Annotated in this window: 14 protein-coding genes; 5 read left to right on the top strand and 9 right to left on the bottom strand. The window is 33.1% G+C overall.

Annotated features, from left to right (window positions below):
* Window positions 1-41: 41 nt before the first annotated feature.
* Both B3792_RS03975 and groL read left to right on the top strand, forming a co-directional pair.
* Window positions 42-320: a co-chaperone GroES gene (locus B3792_RS03975; RefSeq protein WP_125349629.1), complete on the top strand. Its 279-nt coding sequence runs from the start codon at window positions 42-44 to the stop codon at window positions 318-320.
* A 103-nt stretch (window positions 321-423) separates the two neighbouring features.
* On the top strand, window positions 424-2049 hold the full coding sequence (groL, locus tag B3792_RS03970; RefSeq protein WP_291068944.1) for a chaperonin GroEL: 1626 nt from the start codon (window positions 424-426) through the stop codon (window positions 2047-2049).
* 82 nt (window positions 2050-2131) lie between these two features.
* On the opposite strand, the gene leuB is transcribed toward groL, so the two are convergent.
* From leuB to B3792_RS03950, 4 genes are read right to left on the bottom strand one after another with little or no spacing between them, the layout of a single operon-like run.
* Complete coding sequence (gene leuB / locus B3792_RS03965) at window positions 2132-3256, bottom strand: 3-isopropylmalate dehydrogenase (protein WP_286494786.1); 1125 nt, start codon at window positions 3254-3256, stop codon at window positions 2132-2134.
* Window positions 3243-3845 (bottom strand): 3-isopropylmalate dehydratase small subunit, encoded by a 603-nt coding sequence (leuD, locus tag B3792_RS03960; protein WP_219034380.1) that lies wholly within the window; start codon window positions 3843-3845, stop codon window positions 3243-3245. The genes leuB and leuD overlap by 14 nt, the downstream gene beginning before the upstream one ends.
* Before the next feature lie 12 nt (window positions 3846-3857).
* Complete coding sequence (leuC, locus tag B3792_RS03955) at window positions 3858-5243, bottom strand: 3-isopropylmalate dehydratase large subunit (RefSeq protein WP_221855339.1); 1386 nt, start codon at window positions 5241-5243, stop codon at window positions 3858-3860.
* Window positions 5240-6415, bottom strand: coding sequence for a 2-isopropylmalate synthase (locus B3792_RS03950; protein WP_221855341.1), 1176 nt, complete (start codon window positions 6413-6415; stop codon window positions 5240-5242). Before B3792_RS03950 ends, leuC begins: the two co-directional genes overlap by 4 nt.
* A gap of 148 nt (window positions 6416-6563) precedes the next feature.
* Here B3792_RS03950 and B3792_RS03945 point away from each other — a divergent pair, with 148 nt between their 5' ends.
* From B3792_RS03945 to mqo, 3 genes are all read left to right on the top strand, one after another.
* Window positions 6564-8045, top strand: coding sequence for a hypothetical protein (locus B3792_RS03945; RefSeq protein WP_038332873.1), 1482 nt, complete (start codon window positions 6564-6566; stop codon window positions 8043-8045).
* 79 nt (window positions 8046-8124) lie between these two features.
* Window positions 8125-8625 carry an RDD family protein gene (locus B3792_RS03940; RefSeq protein ID WP_038332867.1) on the top strand — a complete coding sequence of 167 codons (501 nt, stop codon included), beginning with the start codon at window positions 8125-8127 and terminating at the stop codon, window positions 8623-8625.
* Between the two features lie 135 nt (window positions 8626-8760).
* Window positions 8761-10236 (top strand): malate dehydrogenase (quinone), encoded by a 1476-nt coding sequence (gene mqo, locus B3792_RS03935; protein WP_125349636.1) that lies wholly within the window; start codon window positions 8761-8763, stop codon window positions 10234-10236.
* A gap of 128 nt (window positions 10237-10364) precedes the next feature.
* Here mqo and B3792_RS03930 read toward each other — a convergent pair whose 3' ends face one another.
* From B3792_RS03930 to B3792_RS03910, 5 genes are all read right to left on the bottom strand, one after another.
* Window positions 10365-10895 carry a septal ring lytic transglycosylase RlpA family protein gene (locus B3792_RS03930; protein WP_125349637.1) on the bottom strand — a complete coding sequence of 177 codons (531 nt, stop codon included), beginning with the start codon at window positions 10893-10895 and terminating at the stop codon, window positions 10365-10367.
* Window positions 10896-11218: 323 nt separating this feature from the next.
* Window positions 11219-11671: a GatB/YqeY domain-containing protein gene (locus B3792_RS03925; RefSeq protein ID WP_125349638.1), complete on the bottom strand. Its 453-nt coding sequence runs from the start codon at window positions 11669-11671 to the stop codon at window positions 11219-11221.
* A 101-nt stretch (window positions 11672-11772) separates the two neighbouring features.
* A complete protein-coding gene (gene ftsZ, locus B3792_RS03920; RefSeq protein WP_291069004.1) occupies window positions 11773-13617 on the bottom strand; it encodes a cell division protein FtsZ in 1845 nt (614 codons plus the stop codon).
* Window positions 13618-13672: 55 nt separating this feature from the next.
* Window positions 13673-15124 (bottom strand): cell division protein FtsA, encoded by a 1452-nt coding sequence (gene ftsA, locus B3792_RS03915; protein WP_180905149.1) that lies wholly within the window; start codon window positions 15122-15124, stop codon window positions 13673-13675.
* On the bottom strand, window positions 15111-15842 hold the full coding sequence (locus B3792_RS03910; RefSeq protein ID WP_291068942.1) for a cell division protein FtsQ/DivIB: 732 nt from the start codon (window positions 15840-15842) through the stop codon (window positions 15111-15113). The genes ftsA and B3792_RS03910 overlap by 14 nt, the downstream gene beginning before the upstream one ends.

Here is a 15842-nt window from a genome sequence, read left to right as displayed (position 1 = left end):
GTTTATTTAAAACCATCAATTATTAAAATAAAAATATAAATATGTCACAATTAAACATTAAACCATTAGCAGATCGAGTGGTTATTGAGCCTGCTCCTGCAGAAACTAAAACAGCATCAGGAATTATTATCCCAGATTCAGCAAAAGAGAAACCTCAAGAAGGAATCGTTGTAGCAGTTGGTAATGGTAAAAAAGATGAACCAATAACTGTTGCAATTGGAGACAAAGTTCTTTACGGAAAATATTCAGGAACTGAATTAAAATTAGAAGGAAAGGACTATTTAATCATGCGTGAAGCTGATATTTTGGCAATCATCTAAATTTAGTTGTAATTAGTAAAATGTATTAAGTACAAAGTAACTTATTTTTTTATTTTTAATTATATTCGACTTAAGACTTAAGACAACAAAACTTATAAAAAAAATGGCAAAAGATATTAAATTCGACATTGAATCAAGAGACGCTTTAAAAAGAGGTGTTGATGCATTAGCAAATGCAGTTAAAGTAACATTAGGACCAAAAGGTCGTAACGTAGTTTTAGAAAAATCTTTCGGTGCTCCACATGTAACAAAAGACGGAGTTTCTGTAGCAAAAGAAATCGAATTGGAAGATCCAATCGAAAACTTAGGTGCTCAAATGGTAAAAGAAGTTGCTTCTAAAACAAACGACGTTGCAGGTGATGGTACTACAACTGCTACAGTTTTAGCTCAAGCTATCGTTCGCGAAGGTTTGAAAAACGTTGCTGCAGGTGCGAACCCAATGGACTTAAAACGTGGTATTGATAAAGCTGTTTCTGGAATCGTTTCTAACTTAAGAGAGCAATCTCAAGAAGTTGGTGATTCATCAGAAAAAATTAAACAAGTTGCTTCTATCTCTGCAAATAACGATGATACTATTGGATCATTAATCGCAGAAGCTTTTTCTAAAGTTGGAAAAGAAGGAGTAATTACTGTTGAAGAAGCAAAAGGAACAGAAACTTACGTTGACGTTGTAGAGGGAATGCAATTCGATCGTGGATATCAATCTCCTTACTTCGTTACAAACGCAGATAAAATGATTGCTGAATTAGAGAATCCTTACATCTTATTATGTGAGAAAAAAATCTCTAACTTACAAGAAATCTTACCTTTATTAGAACCAGTTGCTCAATCAGGACGTCCATTCTTAATTATTTCTGAAGAAGTTGAAGGTCAAGCTTTAGCTACTTTAGTAGTGAACCGTTTAAGAGGTTCTTTAAAAATTGCTGCTGTTAAAGCACCAGGATTTGGAGATCGTAGAAAAGCGATGTTACAAGATATAGCAATCTTAACAGGAGGTACAGTTATTTCTGAAGAGCAAGGAATTACGTTAGAAACTGCTACTTTAGAAATGTTAGGTACTGCTGAAAGAGTAGTTATCGACAAAGACAATACAACTATTGTTAATGGTGCTGGTGATGCAGAGCAAATCAAATCTCGTGTTAACCAAATTAAAGCACAAGTAGAAACAACTACTTCTGACTATGACCGCGAAAAATTACAAGAGCGTTTAGCTAAATTAGCTGGAGGTGTTGCTGTATTATACGTTGGTGCTGCTTCAGAGGTTGAAATGAAAGAAATTAAAGACCGTGTTGATGATGCTTTACACGCAACTCGTGCTGCTGTAGAAGAAGGTATCGTTGCTGGTGGTGGTGTTGCTTTTGTTAGAGCTTTATCTAACTTAACAATCGATACTACAAATGCTGACGAAGCTACAGGTGTTAAAATAGTAACGCGTGCAGTTGAAGAACCATTACGCCAAATCGTTCACAACGCTGGTGGTGAAGGTTCTGTAGTTGTTGCAAAAGTAAAAGAAGGAAATGGAGATTTCGGATACAATGCAAAAACTGACGAATATGTAAACATGATCGAGGCTGGAGTTATTGATCCAACTAAAGTCGCTCGTGTTGCATTAGAAAACGCTGCTTCTGTTGCAGGTATGTTAATTACTACTGAGGCGGTTGTTACAGAAATTAAAAAAGATGAGCCAGCTATGCCACCAATGGGAGGTGGAATGCCAGGAATGATGTAATCATCAACTCATAAAAATATACAATAGAAAAAGCCATTCAGAACTCTGAATGGCTTTTTCATTAAGTCATAAATAATAAAAACTATATAATCGTCGATTTCCCCATCAATACATTTTCAAAATTAAAATATGAATGATGATCATGATCGCTCAATAATATCTTCGCAATATAATTTGCTACAACAGACGTCGAATAATCGCTCGTTTCATCTAAATCTGAAGTTACAATCAAATTATTAATCGCATTTCCCACCGCATTTTCTATTGCTTTTGCTCCTTCTTCCAATCCCAAATAACGCAACATCATTGCGGCACTCAAAATAGAAGCCATCGGATTTGCAATTCCTTTTCCTTTTGCTTGTGGATACGAACCATGAATAGGCTCGAACAATGCATTTTCTGTACCAATAGAAGCCGAAGGCAACAAACCTATACTTCCTCCAATTACACTTCCTTCGTCCGAAATAATATCACCAAACATATTCTCTGTCAAAATCACATCAAATTGTTTTGGATTGATAATTAATTGCATCGCTGCGTTATCAACAAACAAGAAATCTAATTCAACTTCAGGATATTTTTGGCTAATATCCATCGCAACTTTTCGCCATAAACGAGAGGTATCCAACACATTTGCCTTGTCTACCAACGTTACTTTTTTGCGACGCTTCATTGCTTCCTGAAAAGCTAAATGTGTAATTTGCTCAATGTCTTTTCTGTTGTACGAACACGTATCATACGCATGAGAACCATCTTGTGCTGTAAATTTTTCTCCGAAATAAATTCCATTAATCAATTCACGAAAAATAACCATATCTGTTCCTTCGATGTGCGAACGTTTCAATGGACTTTTCCCCAACAAAGATTCGTAAGCCTTGATTGGACGGATATTTGCAAATAAACCAAGTTCCTTTCTTAGCTTTAACAAACCTTGTTCGGGACGAACTTTAGCGTTCGGATTATTGTCATATTTTGGATCACCAATAGAACCAAACAAAACCGCATCTGCATCTTTACATAATTGCAATGTCGCATCAGGCAAAGGATTTCCCGTTTCGTCAATCGCAATTGCACCAATCAAAGCTTCCTCAAATTCGAAATTATATTTAAAAATTTGTTCAACGACTTTCAGAACTTTTATTGTTTCCGAAACGACTTCTGGTCCTATTCCATCGCCAGAAAGTACTGCAATTTTATGCGTTTTCATGTTGTAAAGATTTATGGTTTTGTTCGTAAGTTTCTATTTTATCTTTTTGACTGATTAAAAAATCAATGTCATCATATCCATTTAATAAACAGATTTTTTTATAAGAATCAACATCAAAGTTGATGGTTTGATCTTGAATTTTTAAGGTTTGATTTTCTAAATTAACTTCAAATTCTGTTGAAGGATTTTGATCGATGATCTCAAAGATTTGATTTAAAATTTCATCTGAAACAACGATTGGTAAAATTCCGTTATTCAATGCATTTCCTTTGAAAATATCTGCAAAATAACTACTAATTACCACATCAAATCCGTAATCTTTGATTGCCCAAGCAGCGTGTTCTCGGCTACTTCCACAACCAAAATTTTTACCTGCAACTAATATTTTTCCAGCATATTTTGAATCATTCAGCGGGAAATTATCAATTGATTGATTATCTTGATTAAATCGCCAATCTCTGAATAAATTATCTCCAAAACCTTCTCTACTAATCGCTTTCAAAAAACGAGCTGGAATAATTTGATCGGTATCTATATTTTCTATTTTAATCGGAACAGCCGATGATTTTAATTGATTGATTGAATCCATTTTGAGTAAATTTTAATTGATATCAACAATTTTTCCGTGAATTGCAGCAGCAGCAGCAATCAAAGGACTTGCTAATAATGTACGAGAATTTGGACCTTGACGTCCTTCAAAATTTCTATTCGAAGTCGAAACACAATATTTTCCTTCTGGAACTTTATCGTCGTTCATCGCCAAACAAGCCGAACAACCTGGTTCGCGCAATCTGAATCCAGAGGCTTCAAAAATTTTGTCCAAACCTTCTTCTATCGCTTGCTTTTCTACTTGTTTCGATCCCGGAACAATCCACGCAGTTACATTTTCATTGCGCTGTTTTCCTTTCACATAATTTGCTACTTCACGCAAATCTTCGATTCTTGCATTTGTACAACTTCCGATAAACACATAATCAATTGGATGATTGATGATTGATTGATTATCTTGGAATCCCATATATTTCAACGCTTTTTCAAACGATTCTTTTTCATTATCGCTTAACGAATCTTTAGAAGGAATACTGTCTTTCACCGAAATTCCCATTCCTGGATTCGTACCAAACGTAATCATTGGATAAATATCCGCAGCGTCAAATTCTATTTCTTCATCAAAAATTGCATCAGCATCACTTGGTAAAGTTTTCCAATATGCTACTTTTTGCTCCCAATCTTCTCCTTTCGGTGCAAATGGTTTATCTTTTAAATAAGCAAAAGTTGTTTCATCTGGTGCAATCATTCCGCCACGAGCGCCCATTTCTATCGACATATTACAAACTGTCATTCGACCTTCCATCGACATATTCTCGAAAACATCTCCTGCATATTCACAGAAAAAACCTGTTCCTGCATTTGTTCCAACTTTAGAAATGATATACAAAATCACATCTTTTGGTTGAACATTTGGATTCAGTTTTCCATTAACTGTAATTCGCATCGATTTTGGTTTATTCATCAACAAACATTGACTAGCAAAAACCTGTGCAACTTGACTTGTTCCAATTCCGAAAGCAATTGCTCCAAAAGCTCCATGCGTAGATGTGTGACTATCGCCACAAACCATGCTCATTCCTGGTTGCGTAACACCCAATTCTGGCGCAATAATGTGAACAATTCCTTGATACGGATGACCTAAACCATAAAAAGTAATATTATTTTTTTCGCAATTAATCGCTAATTGCTCTAATTGTTGTTTTGATAATGGATCTCGAACTGGCTTATCTTGATTAATCGTTGGTACATTGTGATCCGCAGTTGCAACAATTTGATTTGGTCGAAAAATTGGAATATTTCTCGCTTCTAATTCTGCAAAAGCTTGTGGACTTGTTACTTCGTGAATTAAATGTTTATCAATATAAATCACTTGTGGTCCATTTTCTACTTGGCTGACAACATGGGCATCCCACACTTTATCGAATAATGTTCTCATGCGAATTTTCTCTGTGATGTTTGATTAAACTGATGCATTAATCCAAGTAAATCTTCACGAACAACTTCTTTCTTCAAATCTGCAATTTCTAAAAATTGTTCATATAAAATATCTAATTCATTTTTAGATGTATCGAAACCGATATCTTTTAGACGATAAGCTAACGCCGAACGCCCGCTACGAGCTGTCAAAATAATAGAGGATTCATTAACTCCAACATCTGCTGGATTGATAATTTCGTATGTTTCACGGTTTTTAATCACACCATCTTGATGAATTCCAGAACTGTGCGCAAAAGCATTCGATCCTACAATTGCTTTGTTTGGTTGAACCATCATTCCCATTGTTTCAGAAGTTAATTGACTTAATTCTGTTAACATTTGAGCATTGATATCTGTATAAAAATTCAATTCTTTGTGTTGTCTAAAAATCATCACGATTTCTTCCAAGGCCGTATTACCAGCACGCTCACCAATTCCATTAATTGTACATTCTATTTGGCGTGCTCCATTTATAGCTCCTGCAACTGCATTCGCTGTCGCTAAACCTAAATCGTTATGATTGTGGCAAGAAATAATCACATTATCAATTCCTTGAACATGATCTTTTAAATATTTAATTTTATTTCCATACTCAAAAGGCAAACAATAACCCGTTGTGTCTGGAATATTAAGAACCGTCGCACCAGCTTTTATCACTTCTTCACAAACTTGAGCAAGAAAAGCATTATCCGTTCTTCCTGCATCTTCAGCATAAAACTCAACATCATCTACAAATGTTTTTGCATATGCAACCGCTTCAACTGCACGTTCGATAATCGCTTCACGATTCGAATTAAATTTGTGAATAATATGAGAATCCGAAGTTCCAATTCCGGTATGAATTCTTGGTTTTACGGCATATTGTAAAGCTTTAGCTGCAGATTCTATATCTTTTTTGTTTGCACGAGTTAAACCACAAACTGTGGCATTTTTCACTAATTTTGAAATTGCATTTACGGCTTCGAAATCTCCAGGACTTGAAATTGGAAAACCAGCCTCGATAATATCAACGCCTAATTCGTCCAATCGAGCCGCAATTTCTAACTTCTGTTTTTTGTTTAACTTACACCCCGGCACTTGCTCTCCATCTCTCAGTGTCGTATCAAAAATTTGAATCTTCTCAGCACTCATTGCAATTAGTTTTGTTTGTTATTGTGATGTAAAATTAAAATTGTACTAACTTTAAATTTTCAAATTGAAAAGTGTTTTACAATTCTTAAAGCTAAAATATTTATCATAATCATTTTATTTTCAATACATTATATATAATTTAATTACAATGTCAAATCATAACAAAGACGCACTATTTAGTTTAATAAAGTCACTTAATCGTTCCGAAAAACGTCAATTCAAACTTTATGTAAATCGTCTGCAAATTAATGCAGATGCAAAATTTTTGTTATTATTTGAAGCATTGGATAAGTTGGAAGAATATGATGAAACGGCTATTTTGAAGAAAAAAATTACCACGAAACAACAATTATCTAATCTAAAAGCGCATTTGTACAAACAAATTTTGTTTAGCTTGAGAATGAATCCTTCGCAACAAAATTCGCGTATGCAAATACGTGAACAGTTTGATTTTGCTACGATTTTGTATCAAAAAGGCTTACACAAACAAAGTCTAAAAATGTTGGACAAAGCCAAAACTCAAGCCTTAGATTTTGACGAAAAAGCCATTGCTTATGATATTTTAGAACTCGAAAAAATTATCGAATCACAATTCATTACACGAAGTATTTCTGGTCGTGCAGATCAGTTGATTGAACAATCGGAGGAATTGAGTTTACAGAATTTACAAGCAAGTAAATTGTCTAATTTATCGCTAAAATTGTATAGTATTTTGCTCGAGAATGGATACGCAAAAGATGATGATGAAATTCAAAAAATTCAGAATTTCTTTGATTCGGAAACAAAAAATATCGATTTTAAGAAATTAAAATTCAAAGAGAAACTGTGGTTTTACAAAGCAAATGTTTGGTTGTCGATGTTAACGCAAAACCTACACTCTGCCTATGAATTTTCGAAAAAATGGGTTGAATTATTTTACGAGAAAAAAGAACGAATTCTTAGTCATCCAGTTTGGTTTATTAAAGGAAATAGCTATTTATTAAAGATCTTATACCTGAAAAAAAATTCTGAAGAATTTAAATTTTGGTTTGATAAATTAGAATCTGTTTACGAGATTTTGCCTCAAAATGATAATGTGGAAGCGCTTTGGTTTATCAATAAATTTAATAGCAAACTGAATTATTTTTTCATTAATCCGAAAGAAAATATTAGTCCATTTTTGATTAAAGATATTTTACGCGAAATTAAATCGCATCATCATAAAATCGATAATCATCATATTTTGGTGCTTTATCTAAAAATTGCTGCCTATTATTTCTTAAACAAAGATTGGGATAATTCGTTCGAGTATTGTCAAAAAATAATCAATAGTGAAGCGTCAATTCAAGAAGATTTACATTTTTACACCTTGGTTTTGATTATGATGAATTTGTATGATTCTGGGAATGATCAAGAATTGGATACATATTCGTACAAAACGCATCAATTCTGCAAAAAGATGAAAAATAGTAATATTATTACACGAAAAATTAGTTTATTTTTTATTGAATTGAATGATTTGTACCCACATGAAAAAGTAAAAGCTTTCAGAGAATTAGATGATTTTTTGAAAGATTCGGACAATCAAAATTTGTTGCGAAGAAATACCAATTACATTAATCTTAGACGTTGGATGGAGGATAAAATTTAGACTTAAATTATCTGCATAAAATAATTTTAAAAATTTAGTGTTTATCATATATTTACATCTAAATTAACACATAAACACTATGTACCAAGATTACAAAGTTGGCGAACATAAAGCGAACAAAGGATTGCGCTTTTTAAATTTTATTATAGATTATGTATCAATCATTTTATTGACGATGCTATTTTTCGGTTTTATAGCAATTGTTATTGTGATCATTAATCCAGAAAGCGACATTATTTATCAATTAGAAAATATAAATCCTTTGATTGATAGAGTTATCACAGCCTTTTTTTATGTTTTACTAATTTTTTTATCAGAGTTTTTAACCAAAGGACGTTCATTAGGTAAATTTATTACAGGAACAAAAGTTGTGATGATTGACGGTTCTACACCTACAACGAAAGATTATTTTACAAGAAGTATTTGTAGAATAATTCCATTTGATGTTCTTACTTTTTTAGGAGAAAATGGTTGGCACGATAAAATTTCAAAAACTACAATTGTGAACAAAAAAGCTTTTGAAGCAGATTTATCACAAGCAGACAACATCGAAAGTATTGGAAAAACTGAGTTTGAATAATTTTCTATAAAATAAAATCTATTCAAATTATCTCAAAACAATAATTTATGTAAAAAATCATTGTTTTTTCTGCGTATTATTTCGCAAAAAAGGCTATTTATTAATACCTTTGCAACGTAAATATATTTTTGAGAAATGGAAAAACAACCTCAAGAGGTAGTGTTAGTTGGTGCTGGTATCATGAGTGCTACTTTAAGCATACTTCTTAAAAAAATAAATCCGGCTATTAAGATTTCTGTTTTCGAAAAATTAGATAAGATTGGATTTGAAAGCTCTGATGCTTTCAATAATGCAGGTACTGGTCACTCTGCTTTTTGTGAATTGAATTATACACCAATGGACAAAAATGGAGTGGTTAATATTGATAAAGCAATTAATATTGCAAAACAATTTGAAACTTCGAAAGAGTTTTGGTCTTACTTAGTCGAAAATAATTACGTTTCTTCTCCAGAAAAATTCTTACGTCCTACTCCACATATGTCTTTTGTTTGGGGCGATGACGATGTAAATTTCTTGAAAAAACGTTACGAAAAATTATCTCAGCATCCTTTATTTAAGGATATGGAATATTCGGATGATGTTTCTAAAATCAGAGAATGGGCTCCATTAATTGTTGACGGTAGAAAAGGTAATGAAAAAGTTGCGGCAACGCATATGAACTTGGGAACTGATGTGAATTTTGGTGAATTAACGCGTCAAATTTTCAAAGGTTTACAAGACAAAAAAGAAATCACGTTAGAAACTGAACACGAAGTAAAAGACTTAACTCGTCTTAGCAACGGAAAATGGGCAGTTAAAGTAAAAGATTTAAAATCTGGAAATAACAAAGCACTTAATGCTGATTTCGTATTTATTGGTGCAGGTGGAGGAGCAATTTTATTGTTACAAAAATCTGGAATTCCAGAATCGAAAAAATTTGGTGGCTTCCCAGTTGGTGGACAATGGTTAATTTGTCAAAACGAAGAAGTAATCAAAAAACATCATGCAAAAGTATATGGAAAAGCAAAAATTGGTGCACCACCAATGTCTGTTCCTCACTTAGATACACGTGTTATTGATGGAAAACAATCTCTATTATTTGGTCCATTTGCAACATTCTCAACAAAATTCTTAAAATACGGATCTAATTGCGATTTATTCAAATCTGTAAACTTAGGAAACGTAGGATTTTTGATGAATTGTGGATTAAACAATATCGATTTAACAAAATACCTGGTAGAACAAGTGATGTTATCTAAAGCGAAAAAAGTAGAAGAATTACAAGAATATTTTCCTGAAGCTAAACTAGAAGATTGGTTCGAACAAACTGCAGGACAACGTGTTCAAGTAATCGAAAAACAAGATGGAAAAGGAGTTTTAAAATTTGGTACAGAAATCGTAACATCTCAAGATGGAACAATGTCTGCCTTATTAGGAGCTTCTCCAGGAGCATCTACATCTGTTAGTGCAATGTTGAACTTAATGAAACAATGTTTCCCAGACTTGATGAAAAACAACTGGAACGAAGCAATCAAAGAAATGATCCCTTCTTACGGTGAAGATTTAGCACAAGCTGAATTAGTTGAAGCATCAAGAGCCCGTACAACTAAAGTGCTTAAAATTTTAGATTAAGATTTTCTTACATCATATAATTATAAATCCTGATATTCATTTGTCAGGATTTTTTTTGCACGAAACTTAAGAGCATAAAAAAAGGTTTGAGAATAAATTCTCAAACCTTTTAATTTTTTCTGAACATCTTAGTCTTTCTTGTCTTCGCTTTTGATAATTTCGTATTCAACTTGCATCACTCCTGTATTGGTGTGACCAATTTCGCTGAATGCAGCTTGACTTAAGTCTAAAACTCTAGATTTAGCGTATGGACCTCTGTCGTTGATTTCTACAACTACAGATTTACCATTTCTGATATTCGTAACTTTTACTTTCGTACCAAATGGTAAAGACTTATGGGCAGCTGTTAGTTCGTGTTTGTCATACGTTTCACCACTAGCTGTCTTGCGTCCGTGGAATTTGTCTCCATACCAAGAAACAACTCCTGTCGAGATTTTTCGAGCACTATTCTCGATAAGTTCTCCAACCAACTTTTCATCTTCAACTGATAATGTATCTTTTTTGATGGTATCATTATCAATATCGTTACTAAATCTTTTCTCAGAAGCTGGCATAATAATTGTGTCATTATTACCAGAATCCTTAAAAATTTTACCATCAGCATTTGCTATTGGAAAAATCATTAACATTGCTATAAACGCTGTAATGCTTTTCGTCATCCTTTAGATTTTTCTGATTTACTTTGCAAATTTAAGGGTATAAACAGCTTCTTATTTAGAATTATTCTAATCAATTGATTTTTAATTCTAAAATCTCTTGTGCTTTGCGAATTTAGATGCTTACAGCGATTTGTTAATTTAATGTTAAAATAAAACTATAATCCTAATTTTTTTGGGAATTATTTATTTAAATCGGATATACTATTGATTATCAATAAATAATAATTTTATATAATTTGAAGAAATTTATCTAATAAAGAAATAAAAAAGGTAAAGTGTTATAAACTTTACCTTTTCTTAATTTTTAAAGATTTAAAAATCAATTATAAACTAGCTAAAATATCTTTTACTTTAGCTGAAATTAATTTTCCTTCCGCTTTACCAGCTAATTTAGATGAAGCAGCTCCCATTACTTTTCCCATATCTTTTGGAGAAGTAGCGCCAACCTCTGCAACAATTTCTGTAATTGCAGCTGTTAATTCTTCGTCTGATAATTGAGCAGGTAAAAATTGTTGAATAACTTCTGCTTGTGCCAATTCTTTTTCAGCTAATTCAGCACGTCCATTTGCTTCGAATTGTTCAGCAGCTTCTTTACGTTGTTTTACTAATTTTTGTAATAAAGCAATTTCTTGATCTTCTGATAATTCTCCGTTAGCACCTGATGTTTTTGCTAATAATAATTCAGATTTTACAGCTCTTAAAGCTTCTAAAGCAACAGTATTTTTAGCTTTCATCGCTTCTTTTAACTGTGCCATTATTTGAGTTTCTAAATTCATTTGTTTTGCTTTTAGACTACAAATTTAAGACAAAAAAAGGCTCATCGCAAAAGCAATGAACCTTTTCTATAATAAGAATATTTTTTACGAGTGATCGTTTATTAATCTACGTTATCGTGTAGAAAATTGTTTGGACGAATTTGTGTTTCGTTGTTACGATTAGTTCCGACAGAAAAATCAGAAGATTGATTATCATTACGATCAGATAAATTCAATCCTTGACGTTTATAAGCAGGAATTGCTTCGTATTCGTCTACTTGAGAATTCGTCATCGTATTGTTGAATTTAAAATTAAATTGTTTCAAACGATTTCTTCTCTCTTCAATCATACTATTCAATTCAGGATCATTTGATTGCTCAATTGGCTGACTAAATGGATCTATAGCAACTTGTACTTCTTCAGCTTGTGGAGCAGCAGAATGAGTTACATTAGATTGAATTGGCTCTACATTTCCATATCCTTCGTTCTTTGGAGCTTGGTATCCAGCATAATTATTTTGAGGATAATTTGACTGTTCTGAAGCTACAGGATTAGAATATGAATTATATGTTTGATTATTATTTACATTATTCGTTGGTTCTTGCGGACGATTAAAATCAGATTTCAAACGTGGTTCGAAATCATCGTAAGAACGTCTTTCTTGTACTGGCTCATCTTCAATATCATCTAAAACATAACGCTTTGGAGAATTATTTTCTTCGAAAGATTCTTCTGGCGTATTGTGATAAGTTTGTTGTTGAAAACTTTGGTTAATATCTGCTTGACGATAATTATTTTGAGGAGCCTCTGGCGTTTGATTTTGTTGAGGCGTTTGTGGTGCTTGTTGAGAAGCATTAGAACGACCAAAGTCTAACGTCATTGGTTTTACACGATTTACAAAAGGTTGCTCAACTGATAATGTTTTATTTATTGGTTGCTCTTCCTCTAATGTGTGTACAATTTTTTGTTCCTCTTTCCCTGTATACGCCTGATCTTCTGTAGGAAAACCAGTTGCCACAACAGTTACAGAGATAGAATCTCCTAAATCTAAGTCTTCACCAATACCCATGATAATATTTGCACTATTACCAGCTTCTTGTTGAATGTAATCATTGATAATACCGATTTCATCCATTGTAATTTCGTTATTACCAGATAAAATCAATAACAATACGTTACGTGCACCTGTAATTTTGTTGTTGTTTAACAATGGAGAATCTAAAGCAGAAGAAATTGCATCTTTCGCTTTGTTTTCACCAGAACCTTGTGCAGATCCCATGATTGCTGTACCAGAATTTTTAAGTACTGTACGCGCATCACGTAAATCGATGTTCATTGCATAGTGTTGTGTAATAACTTCTGCAATTCCTTTAGCTGCTGTTGTTAAAACCTCATCAGCTTTTGAGAAACCATTTTTGAAACCTAAGTTTCCGTATAACTCACGTAATTTATCATTGTTGATCACAATCAATGAATCTACGTTTTGTCTTAATTTTTCGATACCTTTTTCGGCTTGTTCCAACCTCATTCTTCCTTCGAAAAAGAATGGCGCTGTAACAATTCCTACTGTTAAGATATCCATTTCTTTTGCAATACCAGCAATTACTGGCGCTGCTCCGGTTCCTGTACCACCACCCATTCCGGCAGTAATAAAGACCATTTTAGTCCCTTCGTCTAAAACAGCTTTTACATCATCCATACTTTCGATAGCAGATTGCTCTCCTACCTCAGGATTTGCTCCAGCTCCTAAACCTTCTGTTATTGCTTGTCCTAATTGAATTCTTGTTGGTACTGGACTATTTGCTAATGCTTGAGAGTCCGTATTACAGATTACAAATTCTACACCTGCAATTCCTTGTTCAAACATGTAGTTTACGGCATTACTACCTCCACCACCTACTCCGATTACTTTGATAGCTTGAGATCGGCTCTTTGGTAAGTTGAACACAATATCTCCTGTTAACATATCACTCATATTCTTCTTATTAAATTGGTTCGTAATTTATTCTAGTTTATTCTTATTATTCAGTTTCGTTGATCATTTGGATAAATTTATCCGTCCATTTCGAAAAGAAGTTTTTCTTTTCTGGCTTAGATTTAGCTTCTTTCTTTTCTCCAATTTCTTGATCCAAGAATTCGTCCACTACTTCTTCTCTTTTTGGTTTTTGGATAATTTCTTCCTCAACAACAATTTCAGCTTTTACAGTCTTTTTTTGTTGTGTTGGTTGAATTCCAATTTCTAATTCTTCTTGGTTATTTAAATTATTAATAACTGGTTTTTCATAAATTTCGTGCTGATAATTCGCCGCTAATTCTTCTAAACCTTTCATTAATAAACCTACAGATGTTGCATATTCTGGTCCACTAATTTCCTCAGCTTTTGCACCAACAATATGTTCGTTAGAATATCCAATTCTTACATCCATTCCAGTTACATATTCTGTAAGTTGACGAATGTGTTTCAATTTAGATCCACCACCTGTTAAAACGATTCCTGCAATCAACTTTTTGTTTTGATCTTCGCAACCGTAATTTTTCAATTCCAAATATACTTGTTCCAAAATTTCCTGCACACGTGCATGAATAATTTGTGACAATCTTTTTAATGATATTTCTTTTGCTTCGCGTCCTTTTAAACCAGGAATCGATACAATTTCAGTTTCTTTATTTTCTCCTGGCCAAGCAGAACCAAATTTTTCTTTTAAAGCTTCGGCTTGCTTACCAATGATAGAACATCCAACTTTGATGTCTTCTGTAATCACATTTCCACCAAACGGAATAACAGATGTGTGACGAATAATATTATCCTTAAAAATTGCAATATCCGTTGTTCCACCACCTATATCGATCAATGCAACACCAGCTTCTTTTTCTTCTTCGCTAAGCGCAGCACTAGACGATGCAATTGGTTCTAAAGTAATACTTGCCAAACGTAAACCAGCAGCTTTTACACAACGTGCAATATTTCGGATAGATGAAACTTGTCCTACAACCACATGGAAATTAGCCTCTAAACGACTTCCGTACATACCAATTGGTTCACGGATTTCACCTTCGTTATCAACCTTAAATTCTTGAGGAAGAACATGGATAATTTCTTCTCCAGGTAACATCACCAACTTATAAACTTGATTTGTTAATAACTTTAAATCATTATCATCAATCACGTCTTCTGAATTGGTACGAGTAATGTAATCGCTATGTTGTAAACTACGAATATGTTGTCCAGCAATACCAACAGTAACATCAGTAATTTTGACACCAGATGATCTTTCAGCCTTATCAATTGCCTCTTTTATCGAGTTAATGGTTTGTGTAATATTATTTACAACACCTCTGTGTACACCTAAGCTTTTTGCTTGTCCGTGTCCAAGAATTTCGATTTTTCCGTTCTCATTTTTTCGTCCGACAAGCGCTACAATCTTTGTAGTCCCTATGTCTAAGCCAACTGCGATCTTACTATTGTTCTCCATTTTTTATTCGTTTGGTTGCTACAACTTGGTTTACAAATTTCAAGCTCAATTTTTCATAATCTTCAGTTCCTATAAAATCAATGTATTGATTATAGAATAATTTTAGATTATGTAACTTCTGTTCAAAGTTGTTTAAAGTTCCTAATTCTATATAATAGTTTCCTGTGTTTACAATTAAATTAAAAGAACGTTGTCCCACTTTTTGAATTGCTATGATATGATTTTTTAATAAATCGTCTGCTTTCAAAGCTTGAACAAATTTACTCAAATCCTCATATTCATTCGGTTTCACATCACCAGAAACTAAGATTACATCTGCTGAATTTAATTTAGATAAAGGCATTTTTCCGCCTTTTGTTGTCAAATAAAATTCATTTTTCAGCGTCTTTATTCTTGCTACTGCTGAGTTTGCTTTTATGTCAAGTCGTAAATGTCCGTTGATATCTTTACTTACTTGTACAGAATCCACAAAAGGACTCTCACTTACTTTTTGTTCGATTTCTTTTACATTCACTTCTCTTAGAGATTGTTTCAGAATGTCTTTTCCATCTCTGTTGATAATTTCTCTTATCGATTCATCATTAATAAAATAATTATCAACTGGCTGAACAAACGCCACGTCAATTTTATTCACTGTACGCGAAGCATTTTTAATTACCGTAAAACTAATCAAACCGATTAGCAAGGCAACTCCAAAAATCACTTTTATGATTTTCAA

This window comes from Empedobacter sp. UBA5924, assembly GCF_002431085.1.
GTDB lineage: Bacteria > Bacteroidota > Bacteroidia > Flavobacteriales > Weeksellaceae > Empedobacter > Empedobacter falsenii_B.
This window is presented reverse-complemented; position numbering and strand designations above follow the sequence as displayed.

Coding starts and splice junctions, on each gene's coding strand:
- B3792_RS03975 (WP_125349629.1), top strand. CDS start 42: ATGTCACAATTAAACATTAAACCATTAGCAGATCGAGTGGTTATTGAG.
- groL (WP_291068944.1), top strand. CDS start 424: ATGGCAAAAGATATTAAATTCGACATTGAATCAAGAGACGCTTTAAAA.
- leuB (WP_286494786.1), bottom strand. CDS start 3,256: ATGAAAACGCATAAAATTGCAGTACTTTCTGGCGATGGAATAGGACCA.
- leuD (WP_219034380.1), bottom strand. CDS start 3,845: ATGGATTCAATCAATCAATTAAAATCATCGGCTGTTCCGATTAAAATA.
- leuC (WP_221855339.1), bottom strand. CDS start 5,243: ATGAGAACATTATTCGATAAAGTGTGGGATGCCCATGTTGTCAGCCAA.
- B3792_RS03950 (WP_221855341.1), bottom strand. CDS start 6,415: ATGAGTGCTGAGAAGATTCAAATTTTTGATACGACACTGAGAGATGGA.
- B3792_RS03945 (WP_038332873.1), top strand. CDS start 6,564: ATGTCAAATCATAACAAAGACGCACTATTTAGTTTAATAAAGTCACTT.
- B3792_RS03940 (WP_038332867.1), top strand. CDS start 8,125: ATGTACCAAGATTACAAAGTTGGCGAACATAAAGCGAACAAAGGATTG.
- mqo (WP_125349636.1), top strand. CDS start 8,761: ATGGAAAAACAACCTCAAGAGGTAGTGTTAGTTGGTGCTGGTATCATG.
- B3792_RS03930 (WP_125349637.1), bottom strand. CDS start 10,895: ATGACGAAAAGCATTACAGCGTTTATAGCAATGTTAATGATTTTTCCA.
- B3792_RS03925 (WP_125349638.1), bottom strand. CDS start 11,671: ATGAATTTAGAAACTCAAATAATGGCACAGTTAAAAGAAGCGATGAAA.
- ftsZ (WP_291069004.1), bottom strand. CDS start 13,617: ATGTTAACAGGAGATATTGTGTTCAACTTACCAAAGAGCCGATCTCAA.
- ftsA (WP_180905149.1), bottom strand. CDS start 15,124: ATGGAGAACAATAGTAAGATCGCAGTTGGCTTAGACATAGGGACTACA.